This window comes from Variovorax sp. KK3 (assembly GCF_001984055.1).
In the GTDB taxonomy this organism is placed as follows: Bacteria; Pseudomonadota; Gammaproteobacteria; order Burkholderiales; family Burkholderiaceae_C; genus Variovorax.
On sequence record NZ_LYVO01000030.1, the window covers coordinates 13,341 to 33,623 of the forward strand.

Annotated in this window: 14 protein-coding genes and 1 tRNA gene; 5 read left to right on the forward strand and 10 right to left on the reverse strand. The window is 68.9% G+C overall.

Annotation, left to right across the window (positions count from 1 at the left end):
• Positions 1-2: 2 nt before the first annotated feature.
• The 5 genes from B0W80_RS16115 to B0W80_RS16135 all read left to right on the forward strand — a co-directional run bounded on the left by B0W80_RS16115 (position 3) and on the right by B0W80_RS16135 (position 8,425).
• Positions 3-1,190 (forward strand): VWA domain-containing protein, encoded by a 1,188-nt coding sequence (locus tag B0W80_RS16115; RefSeq protein ID WP_077000174.1) that lies wholly within the window; start codon positions 3-5, stop codon positions 1,188-1,190.
• Positions 1,191-1,460: 270 nt separating this feature from the next.
• A complete protein-coding gene (locus B0W80_RS16120) occupies positions 1,461-2,264 on the forward strand; it encodes a 2OG-Fe(II) oxygenase (protein ID WP_218668911.1) in 804 nt (267 codons plus the stop codon).
• A 63-nt stretch (positions 2,265-2,327) separates the two neighbouring features.
• The gene (locus B0W80_RS16125; RefSeq protein ID WP_077000176.1) at positions 2,328-4,217 is read left to right on the forward strand and encodes an autotransporter assembly complex family protein; all 1,890 of its coding nucleotides are present in this window, start codon (positions 2,328-2,330) and stop codon (positions 4,215-4,217) included.
• Between the two features lies 1 nt (position 4,218).
• On the forward strand, positions 4,219-8,292 hold the full coding sequence (locus B0W80_RS16130) for a translocation/assembly module TamB domain-containing protein (protein ID WP_077000177.1): 4,074 nt from the start codon (positions 4,219-4,221) through the stop codon (positions 8,290-8,292).
• 58 nt (positions 8,293-8,350) lie between these two features.
• A tRNA-Arg gene (locus B0W80_RS16135) sits at positions 8,351-8,425 on the forward strand.
• 795 nt (positions 8,426-9,220) lie between these two features.
• Here B0W80_RS16135 and B0W80_RS16145 read toward each other — a convergent pair.
• From B0W80_RS16145 to B0W80_RS16190, 10 genes are all read right to left on the reverse strand, one after another.
• Positions 9,221-9,700 (reverse strand): DUF2501 domain-containing protein, encoded by a 480-nt coding sequence (locus tag B0W80_RS16145; protein ID WP_077000179.1) that lies wholly within the window; start codon positions 9,698-9,700, stop codon positions 9,221-9,223.
• Positions 9,701-9,784: 84 nt separating this feature from the next.
• Positions 9,785-11,212, reverse strand: coding sequence for an MmgE/PrpD family protein (locus B0W80_RS16150; protein WP_077000180.1), 1,428 nt, complete (start codon positions 11,210-11,212; stop codon positions 9,785-9,787).
• 16 nt (positions 11,213-11,228) lie between these two features.
• Entirely contained in the window at positions 11,229-12,236 is a 1,008-nt protein-coding gene (locus B0W80_RS16155; RefSeq protein ID WP_077000181.1) for a tripartite tricarboxylate transporter substrate binding protein, read from the reverse strand.
• 13 nt (positions 12,237-12,249) lie between these two features.
• The gene (locus B0W80_RS16160) at positions 12,250-13,608 is read right to left on the reverse strand and encodes an MmgE/PrpD family protein (RefSeq protein WP_077000182.1); all 1,359 of its coding nucleotides are present in this window, start codon (positions 13,606-13,608) and stop codon (positions 12,250-12,252) included.
• A 3-nt stretch (positions 13,609-13,611) separates the two neighbouring features.
• A complete protein-coding gene (locus tag B0W80_RS16165) occupies positions 13,612-14,580 on the reverse strand; it encodes a tripartite tricarboxylate transporter substrate binding protein (RefSeq protein WP_077000183.1) in 969 nt (322 codons plus the stop codon).
• A complete protein-coding gene (locus tag B0W80_RS16170) occupies positions 14,577-15,404 on the reverse strand; it encodes an N-acyl homoserine lactonase family protein (protein WP_077000184.1) in 828 nt (275 codons plus the stop codon). The genes B0W80_RS16165 and B0W80_RS16170 overlap by 4 nt, the downstream gene beginning before the upstream one ends.
• A 3-nt stretch (positions 15,405-15,407) precedes the next feature.
• Entirely contained in the window at positions 15,408-16,790 is a 1,383-nt protein-coding gene (locus B0W80_RS16175; RefSeq protein ID WP_077000185.1) for an MmgE/PrpD family protein, read from the reverse strand.
• Between the two features lie 46 nt (positions 16,791-16,836).
• Positions 16,837-18,234, reverse strand: coding sequence for an MmgE/PrpD family protein (locus tag B0W80_RS16180; RefSeq protein ID WP_077000186.1), 1,398 nt, complete (start codon positions 18,232-18,234; stop codon positions 16,837-16,839).
• Positions 18,235-18,270: 36 nt separating this feature from the next.
• On the reverse strand, positions 18,271-19,245 hold the full coding sequence (locus tag B0W80_RS16185) for a tripartite tricarboxylate transporter substrate binding protein (protein ID WP_077000187.1): 975 nt from the start codon (positions 19,243-19,245) through the stop codon (positions 18,271-18,273).
• 13 nt (positions 19,246-19,258) lie between these two features.
• Positions 19,259-20,233 (reverse strand): tripartite tricarboxylate transporter substrate binding protein, encoded by a 975-nt coding sequence (locus tag B0W80_RS16190; protein WP_077000188.1) that lies wholly within the window; start codon positions 20,231-20,233, stop codon positions 19,259-19,261.
• Positions 20,234-20,283 lie beyond the last annotated feature (50 nt).

Below are 20,283 nucleotides of genomic sequence, written 5' to 3' on the forward strand. Positions count from 1 at the left end.
CCATGCTGATCGACTTCTTCTACACGCTGCGCTCGGCCAAGCTGCCGGTGTCGGTCAAGGAATACCTGAGCCTGCTCGAAGCGCTGCAGGCCGACGTGGTGGGCCCGAACTCCGACGGCGCCTACGGCCTCGACGACTTCTACTACCTCTCGCGCACCGCGCTGGTGAAGGACGAGAAGCACTACGACAAGTTCGACCGCGCCTTCGCCGCCTACTTCAAGGGCGTAGAGCTGGTGACCGACTTCACCAAGGAAGTGCCGCTCGACTGGCTGCGCAAGACGCTCGAACGCGAGTTCACGGCCGAGGAGAAAGCCAAGATCGAGAAGATGGGCTGGGACGAGCTCATGGAAACGCTCAAGAAGCGCTTCGAGGAACAGAAGGAGCGCCACGAGGGCGGCAGCAAATGGATCGGCACGGGCGGCACCTCGCCCTTCGGCCACGGCGGCTACAACCCGCAGGGCATCCGCATCGGCGGCGCCGGCAAGAACAAGAGCGCCGTGAAGGTGTGGGACCAGCGTGCCTACAAGGACTACGACGACAGCCAGGAGCTGGGCACCCGCAACATCAAGATGGCGCTGCGCAAGCTGCGCAAGTTCGCGCGTGAAGGCCACGAGGACGAACTCGACCTCGACGAGACCATCCACAAGACCGCGGCCAATGCCGGCTACCTCGACATCAAGATGCGCCCGGAGCGCCACAACAACGTCAAGGTGCTGTTGCTGATGGACGTGGGCGGCACGATGGACGAGCACGTGCAGCGCGTCGAGGAACTGTTCTCGGCCGTGAAGACCGAGTTCAAGCACCTCGAGTTCTATTACTTCCACAACTGCGTCTACGACTTCATGTGGAAGAACAACCGGCGGCGCTTCTCCGAGAAGTTCGCCACGCTGGACATCATTCGCAAGTACAACAAGGACTACAAGCTGATCTTCGTGGGCGACGCGACCATGAGCCCCTACGAGATCCTGCAGCCCGGCGGCAGCGTCGAATACAACAACGAGGAAGCCGGCGCCGAATGGATCCAGCGCCTGACCCACGCCTTCCCGAAATTCGCCTGGATCAACCCCGAACCCCAGGGCGTGTGGCAGTACCGGCAAAGCATCGCAGTGATGCAACAACTCGTATCGCACCGCATGTATCCGCTGACCCTCAAGGGGCTCGAGGAATCCATGCGTTTGCTCTCCAAATAGCGCGTTCCAGACGGAAGGCATAGGCCATCTGGAAGCTGCCAAAGCGCAACATGTGCGAAAAAAGTTGTCACAAGTCACAGACTGAGGGTTACATTTAACACCTAAGGATTCATTTAAGTCGCGTCGACGACGCGGATCCGCTGGAGGTGTTTGCTCATGTCCGCCGTACTGTCCCTTCCGCTCGAAACACCGGTTCTCGAGCAGCCGCTACCGCCTTCGGAGCCGGCAACGCTCTTTCAGCTGCATGCTGATTTCGTAAGCATCCGGGGCGTGCGCCTGCCGCGCGCCGAGCTGGTCGACCGCTCACTCTTCACGCCCGAGCGTCGCGAGCAGTTGCGCGACCAGCTGATGGCCGGCGCGCCCTTCCCGCACCTGGTGCTCGAGAACATCTTCAATCCGGCCCTGCTGGAGCTGGTGCTGGAAGAATTCGAAGCCCAGTCGGACAACTGGACGGACGTGAAGAGCCGTTACGAATCGACCCGCCGCTCGGTGCTGGGGCCCACGCTCGGCCCGGCCACGCAGCTGTATTTCGACATCATCCATTCCGGCTGGTTCATCGACTGGCTGTCGTCGCTGACGGGCGTGCCCTACCTGCTGTCCGATCCCAAGCTCTTCGGCGGCGGCCTGCATGAAAGCCGCACCGGCGCCACTTTCGCGGTGCACCGCGACTTCAATCGCCACCGCCACCTGGGCCTGAAGAACGAGATGGTCTTCATCACCTACCTCAACAAGGGCTGGCACCCGGACTGGGGCTCGGGCCTGGAGCTCTGGGACAAGAAGCACAACCGCTGCGTGACCACCGTGCAGCCCGAGTTCGGCCGCACCATCCTGCTGCCGCACGGCCCGGTGAGCTACCACGGCCACACCAAGCCGCTGCAGGCGCCCGACGGCCGCCCGCGCCGCTCGGTGGCCGCCTACTACTACACCAGCCCGCTGGCCGGCAAGCAGCACGGCGACGAATCGGCCTCGGTCTTCATGAAGACGCACAAGGTCGATCGCGTCAAGGCCTTCGCCCGCATGATGACGCCGCCCGCCGTCTGGCTGCTGGCGCGCAAGGTCACCGGCCGCGCGTAACCCGCCCCGGCTGCGCGGCCCCCGCCTACGGGGCCGTGCCGAGCGTGCTGTCAGAATGACCGCATGCTCAGGGTGCTCCGTTGGCTCTCGCCGGCTTGGATGCCGGCGTTTCTTTGTGCAGGCCTCCTTCTGTTGCAAGGTTGCAGCCTGCTGCCGAAGAGCGAGCCGACGCAACAAGAAGGCGCGCAGCCCGTGGCGGGCGAGCGGATGTCGGGGCAGCGCGATGCCTTCACGGTGGACGTGCGTGCGCCCGATTCGGTGCGCGAGTATCTGGAGCGCAACCTCGAGATCCAGCGCTACCGCCAGCTCGACGACCTGGGCGCAGCCGAGCTGTCGCGCCTCATGGTGGCGGCCGAATCGAACGCGCGTGAACTGCTAGGCACGCTCGGCTATTTCACGCCCTCGCTCACGCTCGAACTACAGGAAACGCCGACCGCCAAGGCACCGCGAGAGGTCCGCATCACGGTCGAGCCCGGCGAGCCCACGCGCATCCGCGCCGTGGACATCGAGTTCAGCGGCCCCATCGCCAGCGACGCCGCGGCCGCGTCGCAGCGCGAGGCCATCCGGCGCGACTGGCCGCTGCGCACGGGCCAGGTTTTCACCCAGAACGGCTGGGACGGTGCCAAGTCGGCCGCGCTGCGCAGCCTGACGGCGCGGCGCTTTCCCACCGGCAGCGTGGCCTTCAGCCGCGCCGACATCGATGCCGACCGCGCCCAGGCCGGGCTCAGCGTGCGTTACGAGTCGGGCCCGGCCTACCGCTTCGGGCCGCTCGAAGTGCGCGGCAGCGAGCGCTACGAGGCCGACGGCGCGCGCCGCATCGCACGCCTGCCCACGGGCAGCGACTACGACCAGCAGAAGCTGCTCGACGCGCAGCAGCGCCTGGCGAGCAGCGGCTATTACGACTCGGTGTTCCTCACGCTCGACACCGACGGCACCAACCCGCTGTGGGCGCCCGTCATCGCCCAGGTGCGCGAGGCGCCGCTGCAGAAGATCGTGCTCGGTGCCGGCTTCACCACCGACAGCGGCGCGCGTGTCTCGGTGGACCACATTCACAACAAGATGCCGCTGCTGGGCTGGCGAGCGGTGTCCAAGCTGTCGATCGACCGTGAAACGCAATCGCTCGGCACCGAGTGGAACGACATTCCCGACGACCGGGGCTGGCGCTGGTTCAGCTCCGGCCAGCTCAAGAGCGAGACATCCGGCAGCTACAAGGTCGACTCGGGGCGGCTGCGCGGCGGGCTGGGCAAATCGAGCGATCACATCGACTACAGCTACTTCCTGCAATACGACTACGCGCAGAACCGCGGCATCGACGCGCCGCCCTCGGCGTCGGCGATATCGGCCAACTGGGGCTGGACTGGGCGCTACTTCGACAACGCGGGCCAGCCCACGCGCGGCCATGGCCTGGCGTTGGAGGTCGGCGTCGGCTACACGCTGACGGGCGAGCGCCTGCCCTTCACGCGCCTGTACGGCCGCTGGCTCGGCATCGTGCCCCTGGGACGCACCGAAGAAGGCGACCAGGCGACCGAGGCACGCCGCGGACGCCTGCAGTTCCGTGCCGAAGCCGGTGCGGTCATCGCGAAGGACCGCGCCCAGATCCCGTCCACCCTGATGTACCTGACCGGCGGCGACACCACCGTACGCGGCTACGGCTACCGCCAGATCGGCACCGAGCGCGCCGACGGCCAGATCATCGCCGGCCGCTACCTCACCGTGCTCAGCGCCGAGTACCAGCGGCCCTTCGTCTACCAGGGCAAGCCGACGGACTGGGAGAGCGTCGTGTTCGTCGATGCCGGCTCGGTGGCCGACCGGCCCGGCGACCTGAAGACCAAGGTCGGCGTGGGCGTGGGCGCGCGCTGGCGCAGCCCTGTCGGGCCGGTGCAGGCCGACGTGGCCTACGGGGTCGCCACCAAGAAATTCAGGCTGCACCTGCGGCTGGGCTTCACGTTCTAGGATGGAACCGGACACCCAGCCCGCCTCCCTCGCGCCGCGCCGCTCTCGCGGCCGACGTGCATTGCGCGCAGCGGCCTGGAGCCTGTTGGGCTCGGTCGTGCTCGTGGTCGCACTCGTCGGCGGCGCCTGGTGGTGGCTGGGCACCAACGATTCGCTGGCCTTCGCACTCGCCAAGGCGGCGCGCTACCTGCCGCCCGGCCAGACGCTCGAAAGCCGCGAGGTCACCGGCTCGCTGCGCGCGGGCGGCCGCATCGGCTTCCTGCGCTGGCAGAGCGAGAGCCTGGCCGTCGAGGTGCACGAGGCCACCATCGGCTGGACGCTGCCGCCGCTGCTGGAGCGCAAGGTGAAGCTGGGCGAGGTGCACGCGACGCAGGTGTCGATCGAGCCGCGTGGGCCCAAGGAAAACAAGCCGCTCGAACCGCTAACGCCCATCGTGCTGCCGGTGGACGTGGAGTTGCCCTTCCGCATCGACACCCTGCGCTGGGCCGGCCCGCCCGAGCTGCGCGCCGACATGCTGGCCGGCAGCTACAAGTACAGCAGCGACAAGCATCAGGTCGACATCGAAGGCGTCGACATCGCCGAAGGCCACTACGCCGCGCGCGTCGCGCTGCAGGGCTCGGCGCCGATGGCCCTCGATGCCGCGCTCGAAGGCCGCGTTCGCGCCCCGCTCGCGGAGGGCCGCACCATCGACCTGCTGGCCGACGCCAAGATCAAGGGCACGCTCGCCACCGCCGATGCAAAGCTGGCCATCGAGGCGCAGGTCCGCCCTGCGGAAGAAGGCACCCCCGATCCGATGCAAGCGCAGCTGCGCGCCAACATCGCGCCTTGGCTGCCGCAGCCCGTGATCGACGCCGACGCGAAGCTGCAGAACCTCGATCTCGCCTTGTTGTGGCCCGAAGCGCCGGCCACGCAACTGAGCGGCGAGATCCAGGCCGGCCCCGATCCCGCCGCCACCGCCGGCACCACCGTCTGGCAGGCCCGCGCCGACATCCGCAACGCACGCCCCGGACCCTGGAACGAACGCAAGCTCCCGGTCGAGCAGGTGCGGGTCCGCACCGTCTACGACGGCAGCACCTGGACCCTGCCCGAAGCCACCGTGCGCGCCGGCGGCGGACGCATCGACGCAGCGGGTGCATGGAGCCCCGCCCCGGCGCCCTGGGACATCACGGCCACCGTGCTCGGCGTACAGCCCGGCGCCCTGCACACCGAGCTGGCGGGCCCGCCGGTGAACGGACGTGTCGAGGCCCGGCAGCGCGACGACGCGATCGCCTTCGACCTGGCGCTCCAATCCGCCGGCCGCACCGGCAGCAAGGTGCTGCAGGGCCTGCGCCTCGATCGCGCCCAGGCCCGCGGCCAATACACGCTCTCGACCCAGGTGCTGGACCTGCGCACGCTGCGCGTCGACGCCGCCAGCGCCACGGTCGAAGGGCAGCTGCAGCTGCGCGTGGCCGAGCAGGGCGGCAGCGGCGACGTCAAGCTCTCGATGCCTGGCGGGCAGGCGCAGGTCAAGGGCCGCATCGCGCCCGCCAGCGGAGGCGGCGACATCCAGGCGCGCGTCGACGACGCCGCCGTGCTGCAGCGCTGGGTCGAAGGCCTGCCAGGGCTGTCGTCCGCCTTCGCCGGCGCATCGGCGCAAGGCAGCGCGAGGCTCGACGCGAGCTGGCAAGGCGGCTGGCAGGCGGTGCAGCGACGGCTGCAGAACGCCAATGCGCCCGCCGCGCGCGGACAGGCCGACCCGACCATCAAGGCCCAGCTGACGGTGCCGCGCCTGGCACTGCGCATGCCGCCGTCCGCCGAGGGCGCACCGGCAACGGACGTCCAACTGCGCGACCTGAGCGCCGAGCTGGCCGGCAGCCTCGCGCAGGCCACGCTGGCACTCAAGGGCGAAGCCACCACCGGCACGCAGACGATCAGGCTCGACACCACCGCCGGCGGCGGCCTGGAGCGCGCGCGGCAATGGCGCGCCTCGATCTCGACCCTGCGGCTCGAAGCCAAGGACAGCGCGCGTCCCGGCCCGTGGGTGCTGACCCTGGATCGGCCGGTCAGCGCCACCGTACAAACGGGCGATGCGGACCGCCTGCAAGTCGACGCATCCGCCGCCGGCGCCGTGCTGCGCGGCCCGGTGCCCGGCACCGTGCGCATCGACTGGGAGCCGCTGCGCTACAGCCACAGCGGCGGTGCATCGGGCCGCGTGTTCCGGCTCAAGTCGCAAGGCCGGCTGCGCGGGCTGCCGATGGCATGGACCGAGGCGCTGGGCGAAAACAAGGCCCTGTCCGAGATGGGCATCAGCGGCGACCTGATCTTCGACGGCGACTGGGACATCGATGCCGGCGACGCGCTGCGCGCGCGCGCCCGCCTCAACCGCGCCAGTGGCGACATTCGCGTGCAGGCCGGCGAGGCCGCGCTCGTCACCCGCATCACCAGCCGCGGCACCGGCACCGCGAGCGAACGCACCATGAACGCGGCCGGCGAAGGCCTCAGCACGCCGGCCGGCCTGCGCCGCGCCGAATTCACGCTCGACGCCGAAGGCGACGCCGTCAAGGCCAACCTCGCCTGGGACAGCGAACGCGCAGGCCAGATCAACGCCCAGGCCGGCACGCGGGTGCAGCAACGCGCGGGCGGCTGGCAATGGGCACCCGATGCGCCGCTCGATGGCAAGATCAGCGCACGGCTGCCCAACCTCGGCGTGTGGTCGATGCTCGCGCCGCCGGGCTGGCGCGTGGCCGGCACGCTCGAAGCCGATGCGACCCTGTCCGGCAACCGCGAAGTGCCGCGCTGGAACGGCACCCTCGCAGCCAACCAACTCGCGCTGCGCGCCCTCGTCGAGGGGCTGGACCTGCGCGACGGCCGCTTGCGCGCATCGCTGACCGGCGATCGCATGGAGATCACCGAGTTCACGCTGAAGGGCGGCCGAGGCAGCACCACCCGCATCCCGGGCCAGAGCGGCAACCTCAGCACCGCGGCCAGCGAGGCCGCGAGCGACGGCGGCACCCTGTCCGTGCGCGGAGAAATGAGCTGGGGCGCCGCGCCGGCCACCGGCACCGGCATCCGCATGGCGATGCAGACCCAGTTGCGCAAGCTGCGCGTGCTGGTGCGCACCGATCGCCAGGTCACGCTGTCGGGCGACCTGCAGACGCGGCTGGACAACGGCCAGTTCACCGTGCGCGGCGACCTGAAAACCGACCGTGCCGTGATCATCCTGCCCGACGAGACGGCCCCATCCCTGGGCAGCGACGTGGTCGTGCGCTCCGCCGCCAAGGAACGCGAGGCGGCCGAAGCAGCCCGCCGCCAGGCCGCCGCCGCGGCTGCGGCCACCGCCACCGAAGAAGCGCAGGGCGCGCGCGCCCAGACCGCCAAGCCGCCCGACATCGCCATCGGCTTCGACCTCGGCGACGATTTCGCGGTGCAGGGCCGCGGCATCACGACCCGGCTGGAGGGCAAGCTCGACGTCCGCAGCACCGCCTTGAACGTGCCGCCGCGCATCACCGGCGAGGTGCGCATCATCAAGGGCCAGTACCGCGCCTACGGCCAGCGGCTCGACGTCGAAACCGGCATCGCCCGCTTCAACGGCCCCTACGACAACCCGGCGCTCGACATCCTCGCCATCCGGCCCAACATCTCGCAGCGTGCCGGCGTGCAGATCACCGGCAGCGCTCAATCGCCGCGCGTGCGGCTGTACTCCGAGCCCGCGCTGTCCGACGCCGAGACCTTGTCGTGGGTCATCCTGGGCCGCGCCTCGGCCACCAGCGGCGGCGAATCGGTGCTGCTGCAGCAAGCCGCGCTGGCGCTCTTGGGCAAGCTCGGCTCCGGCAGCCCGGGCGGCGGGCTCGCCAGCCGCTTCGGCCTCGACGAGATTGGCTTCAAGGGCCCTGGCAGCGGCGGCGACGTGCGCGACTCGGCCGTGACGCTGGGCAAGCGGCTGTCGAAGGACTTCTACGTCACCTACGAGCGCAGCCTGTCGGGTACGCTGGGCTCGCTCTTCATCTTCTACGACCTCACCCGCAGCCTGACGCTGCGCGGGCAGGCCGGGCAGCAGAGCGGGGTGGACCTGATCTACACGCTCAAGTACGACTGACCGGGCCTCGCACCCCGTCGAACTGGTAAAGTCGCGACCGCCTGCGCCCTTTGCCCTTGTCCCTGTAGTTCAATGGATAGAACGGGGTCCTCCTAAGACTCAGATACAGGTTCGATTCCTGTCGGGGGCACCAGCGATCCCGACCCCGCCCCGGCCAGAGGGGTCCGGTCGGGGCAAAGTGTGAGTCAGACGGTCTGGGTCTCGCGCGCCGCGGCTCCGCCCGACCTTCGGAATACGCAGCTTCAACAGGCCGTGCTTGGGTTCCGCCGGCACCTTTTCGTGAAGACGCAAAGAGGGAGGCACCCTGCGGTCCAGGCCGTGCTTCACTTTCCCAGGGTGGCCGCCTCATCCCGGACCGGGTCGCGCCCCTTGAAATCGGACTGCTCGCATCCAGATTGCCCCGGAGGGCGAGCTTCCCGCCGCTCTCATGCCACCCCTAGAACTGCCAAGCTGAAAGGAGTCCGACATGGCACTAGAGTTCTTGCGTGAACTGGCGGCACAACGGTTGCCCATCACCGTCAGAGACCCCCTCCTGGTCGATCGAGTCCGCGTGCTGCGAAGAACCGAATGCATCGCCGCACTCACCTCTCCGATCGGATCCGACCAGCCGTTTGCGACGGTGCTTTGTTTGACGAAGCGAGGCCGGGATGCTCTCAAATTGGCCGATGAACAAGGCGACCAACCGCAGATCTCGAAGCCCGACCGCAAACCCGTACAATGCCTCACCCGCTCACGATCGAGCGGGTCCCCGTTTCTCACGACGGGAAGTCGATCGATGCCGCCACCGACAAGAAAATTCATGGGCGACACTGCATCTCAAAGCACGTAGCGTGGACCGCGTAAGAGTTCACGACCACATGTCCCGAAGCCCGCCCCTGGCGGGCTTTCTCTTTGGGGCTCCACACGCCCGCGTCGGGATGCCCGGCCGTCAGACCAGCGACTTGGCATTCGCCAGCACGTAGTCGCAGGCCTTCGTCTTGAGCTTCCCGCTGATGTTCTTGATGTTCAGGGACTTGCCGTCGCTGCCCTGCAGCAGGCCCTTGGCGCCGTTGGCATAGCCGGTCTGCTGCGGCTTCTGGCCCGTGACTGCGCCCAGCAGCTTGTCCTTGACGCTGGTGGCGGCATCGGCGCTCAGGTAGTTGTTCTTGATGCAGTACTGCAGCACGCCGGCTGCATTGCCCATGGTGCTCGAACCCACTGCCGGCATCGACAGGCCGAGGCCGCTCGCGAGTGCGGCACCGGCACCGGCCGCACCACCGGTGCTCTCGCCAGTGCCGCTGCTGGTGCCCGATGTCGCATTGGATTTGTTGAGCTTTTCCTTCAACGAGTCGAGCATCTGGTTCTGGGCAGGCGCGGACATCGCCGCGACCAGCAAGGCGAATGCGACGATGGGGGTGTGGGTTTTCATGATCGGGGCTCCTGTGCGGTCGATGTTCGATGCAGTCTAAGCACAGGCCACTCGATCATCAATTTCTGCCGGGCACCCCTTCGGCTACTGCGGAAACTCCGCCACCGCCGACGCCGTCAGCACCGCATTGAGCGGCGCCATCGAATCGGCGTCGAACACACTGTTCGCCAGCGCAAGAATCTCCACCGCCCGCTCGGCGCCCACGGCCACGGAGGCCAGCGACATGAACTTGCGCTCGATCTCGTCGTGCGGCATCGGGTTCTCGGGCATGCCGCGCGAATAGTCGACGCGCTGGCTGATGGTGCGGCCGTCGCGCGTCACCACGCTGACGCGGCCACCGTAGATCTCGGGATAGGCAGCGTCGATCTCGGGGTCGATCTCGATCTCCACGCGCTGCGCCAGCGCCACCGTGCGCGGCTCGACGATGCGCTCGCGCGTGAACTGCTCCAGGTAGGCCTGTCCGTCGCACATGGCGACCGCGATGTTGTAGCGCAGGCTCATCTGCGCGTTGAGCACGGAATCGGCCTCGTAGTCGAAGCCGGTCTGCGTCTGCACGACGCTCGGGATGCCGGCGATCACGCGCTCGACGTCGTCGATGCCCAGGCGGTGCTCGCGCATGATGAGAATCGCTGCATCGACGCAGGCATGGTTGCTGCCGCAGCAGGCGTGCGGCTTGAAGCAGGTCGCATCGGCATGCCAGCGCTCGCCCAGCCCGTCGGTGATGCGGCCCGGGCGCGGTGCGTCGGACATGGCGAACAGGAAGCCGCCGTCCTCCGCCTCGAGGATGTAGCGCGGCCCTTCGAAGCCGCGCGCGGCCAGCAGCGCCGCGGTCACGCCGTCCTGCGCAGCGCGGCCCGGGTGCATGCGCTTGCTCATCGAGCCGTCGGTGGTGAAGGCCCACAGCCCCGCCGACTGCGTGCCCGCCAGGCCCAGCGCGCTCGCCGTGGTCTGCGCATCGAGGCCGAGGATGACGCTGGCCGTCGCCGCCGCGGCGAAGGTGCCGCAGGTGCCGGTCAGGTGCCAGCCGCGCATGCGCGCACGCCCGGGGTTCGCGGCCTGGCTCACGCGGTTCATGGTTTCGTAGCCGGCCGCGATCGCGGCCATCACGACGCTGCCGGGTGCCTTCTCGCGCTCGCCCAGCGCCAGCGCGACCGGCACCACGACCGCACCCGGATGGATCTTCGCGCGGCTGTGGTCGTCGAAGTCGAAGCTGTGGATGGCGGTGCCGCTCGCGAGCACGCTGTGGCCCACGCTAACCCGCTGCGCGGCGCCCCAGAGCCCCGCCTCGGCCGGCCCGCCCTGCTCCGCCGCGAAGGCACGCAGGGTGCGGCCCCAGGGCGTCGTGAGGCCGTAGAGCCCGCAGCCGATGGCGTCGACCACCGCCTTGGCCAGCACCTCGCGCGTGGCGGCCGGCACGGCCTGCGGGCGCAGCGATGCGATGAAGCCGGCCAGGGCCAGCGTGATGCCGCGATGCTCGCGCGCGAGCGGCTTCCAGGCGTTCAGGTCGTCCATGTGCTCGTCTCGTCGTTCATTGGTCGGCCTTGGCGCCCGACTCGCGCGCCACCTTGCCCCAGCGCGTCGTCTCCTCGCGCATGAAGACGGCGAAGGCGTCCGGCGACGCATGCGTCAGCGGCTCGACGCCGACCTTGAGCATCGCCTCCTTCACCTCGGGCGAATGCGCGACCTTGACGAGGGCCGCATAGAGCTTGTCGACGATCGGCTTCGGCGTCTTCGCCGGCGCCATCACCGCGAACCAGTTGAAGGCCAGCAGTCCCGGCATGCCCTGCTCGACCGAGGTCGGCGTGTCGGGCAGCGAGGGCGCACGCGCCGTGTTGGTGATGGCGATCGGCCGCAAGCGCCCGTTGGCGACCATCGCCTGCAGTGCCGGCAGGTCCATGATGACGCCGTCGACTTGGCCGCCCACCGTGTCGGTCACGGCCGGCCCCGCGCCCTTGTACGGCACGTGCAGGAACTTTCCGCTGGTCGCGGTGCGCAGGAGCTCGATCGCCAGATGCGGCAGCCCGCCGTTGCCTGACGACGAGAGCGAGACCTCGCGCGTCTTCGACAGCGCGATCAACTCCTGCAACGTCTTGGCCTGCACCGAGGGATGCACCGCCACCAGCTCGGGCGTGTTCGCCACCGTCGTGATGCCCACCAGGTCGTTCAGCGCGTCGAAGGGCATCTTCGCGTAGGTGCTCGGGCTGATGACCAGCGGGCTCGCGCTCGCCAGCGTGATGGTGTAGCCGTCGGGCGCCGAACGGGCGACGAACTCGGTGCCGATGAGCGCATTGCTTCCGGGCTTGTTGACGACCACCACCGGCACGCCGAGCGCATCGCCGAGGCGCGGCGCGATGATGCGCGCGACGATGTCGTTCGATCCGCCGGGCGGGAAGCCGACGATCAGGTTGATGGGCCGGTTGGGGTAGTCCGCCTGTGCGTGCGCCAAGCCGCCGTGCGTGGCCAGCACGAACGCGCCCAGTGCGGCCGCGCCGAGCAGACGGCGCCGGGCCGGTGCGGATCGATGGGTTGTCTTCATCTTGTCTCCTGGTCTAACTTGTCGAAGCGGGTGCGAGCAGCGCAGCGATCTGCGCGGCGTCGATGTCTTCCATGCGGGCGATGGCGTCGCGTAGCGCTTGCGCTCGGGCAATGCCGAGGCAAGGCGACGCAAGCGCGAGGAATTTGCGCTCGACGTCCTGCGCGGTCAGCGGCCACTCGGGCTCGCCGCGCGCGTTGGTCACGGCATGCCGCGCACGCCGGCCCGAGCGGGTTTCCACGTCGATCCAGGCACCGCGTTCCATGGGGTAGCGCGCGTCGAGCGCTGGGTCGACCACGACCTCGATGCGCGCCATCATCGCGCGCACGGCCTCGTCCGCGAGCCTGGCATCGGTGTAGCTGAAGATCGACGCATCGCCATCGACGAATGCCAGCGCCACCGAGAAGCCGATGCTGAACTGGGCCTGCTCGCCATTGCGCGGCGGCTCGATGGCGGCGGCGCGGGTCACGCTGTCGACGGCCACGGTGACGCGCTGCACGTCGCTCGCGCCCAGCCGCTCGGCCGAGATCAGTTCGAGCGCGCAGTCCAGCGGCGCATGGTTGCCGCGGCAGCCTGCGTGGCGCTTGAGGTAGGTCTCGCCGATCCGGAACTCGCGGCCCAGGCCTTCAACGATGGCCGCGAGATCCGCTCCGGCCACGTGGTCCGCACCGGCGCCGAAGCCCGGCAGGAAGCCGTTCTCCAGAACCCGTGCCGCGCCTTCGTGCCCGGCTTGCGCCAACGCGGCTGCGACCATGCCGCCCTCGCAAGCGCGCGCGACCTGGATCGGCTGCGTCGCCGAGCTCTTCAAGGCTTCCTTCATCCCGACGCCCAGGTTCGCGCCGATCGCGATGGCGTGCCCGCAGGCCTCGGGCGACAAGCGGCGCAAGCGCGCGACGGCCGCGGCGGACGCCACGGCGCCGAGCACGGCGGTGCTCTGGAAGCCGCGCTGCACGCAAGCCGGGTAGATGGCCCGGCCCAGGCGAAGAAAGACTTCGTAGCCGGCGAGCACGGCCGCGATCATCTCGGCGCCGGTCGCGCCGCGCGCCTGCCCATCGGCCAACACCGCCGGCACGACGACCGACGAAGGGTGGCCGCCCGTGAAGCGCGAGCCGTCTTCCAGATAGGTCGAATGCGCCGCGAAGCTGTTGACCAGCGCGGCCTCGCGCGCCGAGCGCGGTATGCCGTCGCCCCAGACGCGGATGCTGCCCGCCGATTCGAGCACCGGATCGAGCACGCGGTGGTGATGCAGCGCGACGCCCGCGAGCCCCGCGCCCAAGGTGTCGAGCACGCGCAACCGCACGGCGTCGATCACCGCGGGCGGCAGCGCCGCGGTGTCGATGCCGGCGACGAACTCGCCGAGGCGCGCAGCGAGCATGGCCTAGTCGATCCGCAGCTTGAGGTCGGCGATCACCTTCTTCCACTTGGCGACGTCGTCGTTCAACTGGCGGGTGAACGCTTCCGAACTGTTGGCGACCACCTCCGCACCCTGCGGCGCGAAGGCCTCGCGGATCTCGGGCGACTGCAGCACGGCGACCACGTCGGCGTGAATCTTGTCGAGCACCGGCTTCGGCGTCTTGGCCGGCGCGAAGAGGCCGTACCAGGTGTCGGCCTCGTAGCCCGCAAGGCCGGCCTCCGCCAGCGTCGGGATGTCCGCTGCCGCCGCCGGGCGACGCGCGCTCGTGCTGGCCAGCGCGCGCAGCTTCCCGGCCTTGATGTGCGGCAGCACCACCGGCGCGTTGGCAATCCACACCTGGGTCTGGCCGCCCAGCATGTCGGCCAGCGCCGGGCCGCTGCCCTTGTAAGGCACGTGCGTCAGGTCGATGCCGGCCATGCGCTTGAACATCTCGGTCGCCAGGTGCGACGGCGTGCCGTTGCCGGGCGTCGCGTAGTTCAGCGTGCCGGGCTTCGCCTTGGCCAGCGCGATCAGCTCGGCCACGGACTGGGCCGGCACCGAGGGATGCACCACCAGGATGTTCGGCGTGTTCGCCACCATCGTGATGGCCGCAAAGTCCTTGGTCGAATCGAAGCCCGCGTTGGCGTAGAGGCTCTGGTTCACCGCGTGCGTGCCCTGCACGCCGAGGATCAGCGTGTAGCCGTCAGGCGCCGCTTCGGCCGCGGCCCTGGTGCCGACGTTGCCGCCAGCACCGCCGCGGTTGTCGATAACCACCGGCTGGCCCCATTTTTCGGAGAGCTTCTGCGCGATCGGGCGCGCGATGATGTCGGTGCCGCCGCCGGGCGGGAAGGGCACGATCAGCCGCACCGCGCGGTTCGGATACGCCTGCGCCGCGGCCAGGAATGCCGATCCCGCAAGTGCCGCGGCGAACAGCAGCTTCAAAGTCGTCTTCATGAGGCAGGGCCTTCCGTGTCGAGCGGTGCGAGATCCAGCCGCACCGCGATGCCTTCGAGCTGCGGCGACACTGGCGCGTAGCGGTGCATGACGAGCGGGTCGTGCCCGGGAATCACGTGCTGCGGCGAATCCGCCAGTGCCAGCAGCCGTGCGTAGCCTTCGAGCACGTCGCCCACGTGGAACACCAGCGGAAAGCAGCGATTCGTCTCGAAGTGCTCGTAGTAGTGGCTCGCGTCGGAGGCCAGCACGACCCAGCCGCGCGCCGTGTGCACCCGCACTGCCTGCAGCCCGGCCGTGTGGCCGCCGATGCGGTGCACGCTGATGCCGGGGCCGATCTCGGCGTCGCCGCGGCGGAAGTCGATGCGGTCCTGATAGGCCAGCCGCACCATGCCCGTCACGTGCTCGACCTCGTAGGCACGGGCGAAGCGCTCGCAGCACATGTAGCGGCCGGTGGCGAACGCCATCTCGTCGTCCTGCAGATGGAAGCGCGCGTTCGGGTATTCGTCGAAGGTGCCGATGTGGTCGTTGTGCAGGTGGGTGACGACGATCTGCTCGACGTCGTCGCGCTCGATGCCCAGCAGCCCCAGCGCCTCGGCCGGCGTGCGCAGCAGCGTGCGGTGGCGCTTCACCGCCATGTCGGCATTGAAGCCGGTGTCGATCAGGAACAGGCGCTCGGCATCGCGCACCACCCACAGGTAGTAGTCCATCGGCATCGGCACATCGTGTGGATCGCCGCCGACGAAGTGATCGGGCCGCGCGCCGGCCCGGGTCGCGTATCGGAGCGCGACCACTTCATAGTCCGGCAGTGCGGCGGCCTCGGTCATCGCTCAGTGCCCCGCCGGCATCGACGCGAGCTGCATGAGCTGGCCGACGTCGGCGATGTCCTCGATGTTCTGCACCATCGCGGCGATCTCGGTCGCGCGGCCGGCGCCCAGCACCGGGTGCACGAGGCTGTCGAACTTGGCGCGCAGCTCGTCGTCGTTCATCGGGTTCTGGATCGAGCCCTTGGGATAGTCGACCTGCGACATGTGTTGCGTGCCGTCTTCCATGGTCATCGTCATGCGGCACGACACGCCGCGCGGCAGCGAGGCATCGGGCACGATGTTCACCAGGTCCGACAGGCGCAGCAGCATCGGCTCCGGCAGGCGGGCGTTGTTGTACTGCGCGAAGAGCGCCTGGCCGTCGGTGAGCGCCACTGCCACCGAATAGGGCAGGCTGACCTGGGCCTCGTGGTACGTCTGCGGCCGCTTGTTCTGGTGGTAGTGCGCCCACTCGGGATGGCGCGCCATCTCGATCGAACGCACGCGGTCCAGGTCGGGCGAATGCTTGCGGCGAATCTCCAATGCACAGTCGATCGCGTTGTGGATCGGGCGTGCGCAGGAGTAGGGCTTGAACTCGATGTCGAGCTGGTAGTCGTCGTTGAGGCCCGCGACGAGTTGCTGCGGGTCGTTCTTGTCGGTGAAGGCCGCGAGAAAGCCGCGCTCGCCGTCGAAGATGGTCGATGCGCCCGTGAAGCCCAGTCCCGCGATGGTCGCGGCGGTGACGCCGTTGCGCGCCGCCGGGCCGGGATTGAAGCGCTTCTGCATCGAAGGCCCGTACATCTCCATGAGCCCCCCGGACGAGGCGCCGGCCAGGCCGAGCGCCGAGACGATCTGGTCGGCAGTCAGCTTCTGCAGCGTGGCCGCTGCGACAGTTGCGCCGAATACGCCGCAGGTGGGTGTGGTGTGAAAGCCGCGGTTGCGCAGCGAGTTGTTGGCCGCCTTGCTCAGGCGCTCCATCATTTCGCAGCCGGCCGCGAGCGCGACCAGCAGGTCCTTGCCGCTCGCGCCCTTCTGCTCGGCCGTCGCGAGCGCGGCGGAATACACCGGCGGGCTGAAGTGGAACAGCGCCAGCACGTCGATGTCGTCCAGCTCCACGCTGTGTGAAGAGATCGCGTTGGCGAAAGCGGCCTGCATGGCCGGCACGCGGCCCGTGCCGCCGATCAGCGTGGCCTCGGCATGGCCGCCGGTCACGTCCGCGAAGGCGCGTGCGATCTTGCCGCTGCCGGTCTGGCTGCCGGAGACGGCCACGCCGATGTAGTCGAGCAGCAGGCGCTTGACGGCCTTGCGGGTGTCGGCCGTCAGGCCGGCGTAGCTGAAGCGGCTGAAATGTTCGCCCAACTGGTCGGCGAGCGTGGCGGCGGAGGCTGAGGCGGAAGCGGTCTGGTTCATGAGGTCGTCGAAGAAGAGTGAAAACGAAAAAAGGGGCCAAGCAAGGTCAGCGGGGCGCCGCCAGCAGCGCGATCAGTTCGTCGCAGCTGGCGGATTCCTCGATGCGGTCGACCAGCGCGATCACGCGGTCGATGTGCGCCGGCGACAGGCACGATGCGACGACGTTGCGGAACTTGTATTCCACGTCTTCAGCCGTCATCGGGTTCTCGGGGCTGCCGCGGCGATTCAGGATTTCGTGGCTGAAACTGCGGCCGTCGCGCGTCGTCACCTTCACGCGCGCCGCATGGCGGAAGGCAGCGCCCATGCCTTCGATCTCTTCGTCGATGTGGGCATGCACGCGGCCGACGAAGTCGACGAGGCGCGGCTCGGCCAGGCGGTCTTCGGCGTACTGCGCGACGAAGGCGACGCCGTCGTGTGCGATGACCGCGATGCCGTAGAACAGGTTCATCTGCGCCGCCGTCACGCCCTGCGCCTTGTACTGCCACGCGCAGTGCTGGTAGGTCATCTTGCTGGTGCCGACGTCGACGCGTTCGATGTCACCGGGTGCGAGCCCGTGCGTGTCCATCAGGTGCTTGAACGCGTCGAGGGACGAGTGGATGCTGGTCACGCAGGCATGCGGCTTGTAGCCGACCTTGCCGGCTTCCCACACGGCGCCCAGCTCGTCGGTGAGGCGCGGCGCGTTGGGCTTGTCCGAATAGGAACTCAGGTAGCCGCCGTAGCCGGCTTCCAGCACGTCGCCGATGCCGGTGAAGCCGCGTTGCGCGAGCAGCGCCGAGTACACGCCGCTCTGGCCAGCGCGCCCAGAATGGAAGCGCTTGACCATCGCGCCTTCCTGTGCCGCCATCAGCCCGCCGGCCTGCGAGCCGACGATGCCGAGCGCATGCTGCATCTGGCCGGCGTCGAGTTCGAGCATGCGCGCCGCGGACGCCGCCGCCACGAACACGCCTGAGGCACCTTGCGGATGAAATCCGCGGAAGAACAGGCCCATGGTGGCCGCATTGCCGACCCGCGTGCCGATCTCGTAGCCCGTGGCCATCGCGGTGAGCAGCTCGCGGCCCGATGCGCGCCCTTTCTGCTCGGCGAAGGCGAGCACCACCGGCACCGCGATCGAGCCGGCATGCACGATCGATTCCTTGTGGATGTCGTCGAGCTCGAAGGCGTGGCCCGCGGTGGCGTTGACCAGCACCGCACCCGCCACCGACGTCTTGCGCCCGCTGCCGAAGATCGAGGCCACGGGCCGCGCGCCCTCCTCCTCGACCATCGCCTGCACGCGCTGCGTCCATGGCAGCGTGGCGCCAAAGAGGCAGCAGCCGATGCTGTCGAGCAGGCTGGTCTTCATGCGTGCGACGACCTGCTTCGGGATGTCCTCGAAGGCGACGGCCGATGCGAACTCGGCCAGGGTGCGGGTGGCGCCTTCCAGCAGGGCGGGCGTGTTGCTGCTCATCGGATGGTGTCCTCTTGCGATTCGGTTGAAGGTGTTTCAGTCGGCCTTGAGCCCGACCATCTTGGCGATGCGGCTCCACTTGGTGACCTCGGAGGCCACGAGGCCGCCCCACTGCTCGGGCGTGTTGGGTCCGTTCACCACGTCGAAGCCGGCATCGACCATCTGCTGCTTGAACACCGGGTCCGCGAGGATGGCGAGCACCTCGCGGTTGATGCGTTCGATGACCGGGCGCGGTGTGCCCGCGGGCGCGTACATCCCGCTCCACTGCAGGGTCTGGAAGCCGGGAATGCCGGCCTCCGAGATGGTCGGAAACTCCGGCAGCGAAGGCGAGCGCTGGTCGTCGCCGATGCCCAGCACGCGCAGCTTGCCGGCCTTCACGTGCGGCAGCGGCGCGGCCGCACCGCTCATCGCCAGCTCGACCTGTCCGCCCAGCAGGTCGTTGAGCATCGGGCCCGAGCCGCGATAAGGCACGTGCACGATGTTCGTGCCGGTCATGCTCTTGAGCAGCTCCATCGGCAGGGCATTGGCGTTGGAGCTCGCGCCGTAGCTGAGCTTGCCGGGGTTGGCCTTGGCGTAGTCGATCAGCTCGGCCACCGTCTTCACGGGCAGCTTGGTGCTCACCAGCAGCAGCACCTGCTGGTTGGCCGTCTGCACGATGGGTGCGAGGTCGCGCGCCGAGTCGTAGGGCAGCTTCTTGCCGAAGGCCACGTTGTAGGCCTGGCTGGTGCCGTCGATGAGCAACGTGTAGCCGTCCGGCGGTGCCTTGGCGACGATGTCGGTGCCGATGCTGCCGTCGGAGCCCGGGCGGTTGTCGATCAGCACCGGTACGCCGAGCGAATCGGCAAGACGCCGGCCGACCATGCGGCCGAGGATGTCGGTGCCGCCCGCGGGGGTGTAGGGCACCACCAGCCGGATCGGCTTGGTGGGCCAGGCCGGCGCCTGTGCGAACACCGGCGCCGCGGCCGCGATGCCGGCTGCGAGCATCGCCGCGTGGAAGAGCCTGCGCTTCATGCTGCTGCCCGCCCTATTCGATGACGGTGCCGGAGGCCTTGATCAGCGCCGCCCACTTCTTGTATTCGGAATGCAGGAACGCGTTGGCCTCTTCCGAGTTGCCGTTGATCACGCTGACGCCCGCGCCCTTGAGCTTTTCCTGCAGGTCCGGCATCTTCAGCACGCGGTCCAGCTGCGTCTGCAGCGTGGCGACCACGTTCTTCGGCATGCCGGCCGGGCCAAGCACCATGTACCAGGTGGTCGACGAATAGCCCTTCACGCCGCCCTCTTCGATGGTCGGCATGTCGGGCGCGATGGGCGAGCGCTTGGCGCCGGTCTGGCCAAGCGACACCAGTCGGCCGTCGCGCACGTAGGGCATGCTTTCGGAAATGGGCAGCATGGTCACGTCGACCTGGCCTGCGATCACGTCGAGCATGGCCGGGCCGCCGCCGCGGTACGGGATGTGCAGGTACTGCATGCCCGTCATCGAGCGCAGCACGTCCATCGCCAGGTGCGACGAGCTGCCGTTGCCCGAGCTCGCGAAGCGCACGGCATCGGGCTTGCCCTTGCCGGCCTCGACCAGGTCACGGACCGACTTGATCGGAAGCTTGGGGTTGGCCAGCAGCACGAGCGGCGCCTCGCCGATCAGCGCGATGGGCGTGAAGTCCTCGAGCTTGTAGTTGGCCTTCTTGTACAAGCTCGGGTTGATCGCGATGCCGGGCGTGCTGAAGAGGATGGTGTAGCCGTCGGGCTTGGCCGCAGCAGTCGCGGCGAACGCGATGTTGCCGCCGGCACCGGTGCGGTTCTCGACCACGAACGAGCCGCCCGTCGTTTCGCTGAGCTTCTGCATCACGTGCCGGCCCACGATGTCGGCGCTGCCGCCGGCAGGGAAGGCCACGATCACCTGCACGGGGCGCGTGGGGTAGTCCTGCGCTGCCACGGGTGCGGCCAGCGCCGCGGCGCCGAGCGCGGCGGCGGCGAGCCATGGCTTCGAGAACAGTGGTTGCATGTGTTGTCTCCTGCGTTGTTTTGAAATTCGTTCGTTCGGTCGGTCGTTCG

Coding starts and splice junctions, on each gene's coding strand:
- B0W80_RS16170 (WP_077000184.1), bottom strand. CDS start 15,404: ATGACCGAGGCCGCCGCACTGCCGGACTATGAAGTGGTCGCGCTCCGA.
- B0W80_RS16160 (WP_077000182.1), bottom strand. CDS start 13,608: ATGCTCGCTGCGCGCCTCGGCGAGTTCGTCGCCGGCATCGACACCGCG.
- B0W80_RS16125 (WP_077000176.1), top strand. CDS start 2,328: ATGCTCAGGGTGCTCCGTTGGCTCTCGCCGGCTTGGATGCCGGCGTTT.
- B0W80_RS16130 (WP_077000177.1), top strand. CDS start 4,219: ATGGAACCGGACACCCAGCCCGCCTCCCTCGCGCCGCGCCGCTCTCGC.
- B0W80_RS16175 (WP_077000185.1), bottom strand. CDS start 16,790: ATGAACCAGACCGCTTCCGCCTCAGCCTCCGCCGCCACGCTCGCCGAC.
- B0W80_RS16185 (WP_077000187.1), bottom strand. CDS start 19,245: ATGAAGCGCAGGCTCTTCCACGCGGCGATGCTCGCAGCCGGCATCGCG.
- B0W80_RS16115 (WP_077000174.1), top strand. CDS start 3: ATGCTGATCGACTTCTTCTACACGCTGCGCTCGGCCAAGCTGCCGGTG.
- B0W80_RS16155 (WP_077000181.1), bottom strand. CDS start 12,236: ATGAAGACAACCCATCGATCCGCACCGGCCCGGCGCCGTCTGCTCGGC.
- B0W80_RS16145 (WP_077000179.1), bottom strand. CDS start 9,700: ATGAAAACCCACACCCCCATCGTCGCATTCGCCTTGCTGGTCGCGGCG.
- B0W80_RS16190 (WP_077000188.1), bottom strand. CDS start 20,233: ATGCAACCACTGTTCTCGAAGCCATGGCTCGCCGCCGCCGCGCTCGGC.
- B0W80_RS16180 (WP_077000186.1), bottom strand. CDS start 18,234: ATGAGCAGCAACACGCCCGCCCTGCTGGAAGGCGCCACCCGCACCCTG.
- B0W80_RS16150 (WP_077000180.1), bottom strand. CDS start 11,212: ATGGACGACCTGAACGCCTGGAAGCCGCTCGCGCGCGAGCATCGCGGC.
- B0W80_RS16165 (WP_077000183.1), bottom strand. CDS start 14,580: ATGAAGACGACTTTGAAGCTGCTGTTCGCCGCGGCACTTGCGGGATCG.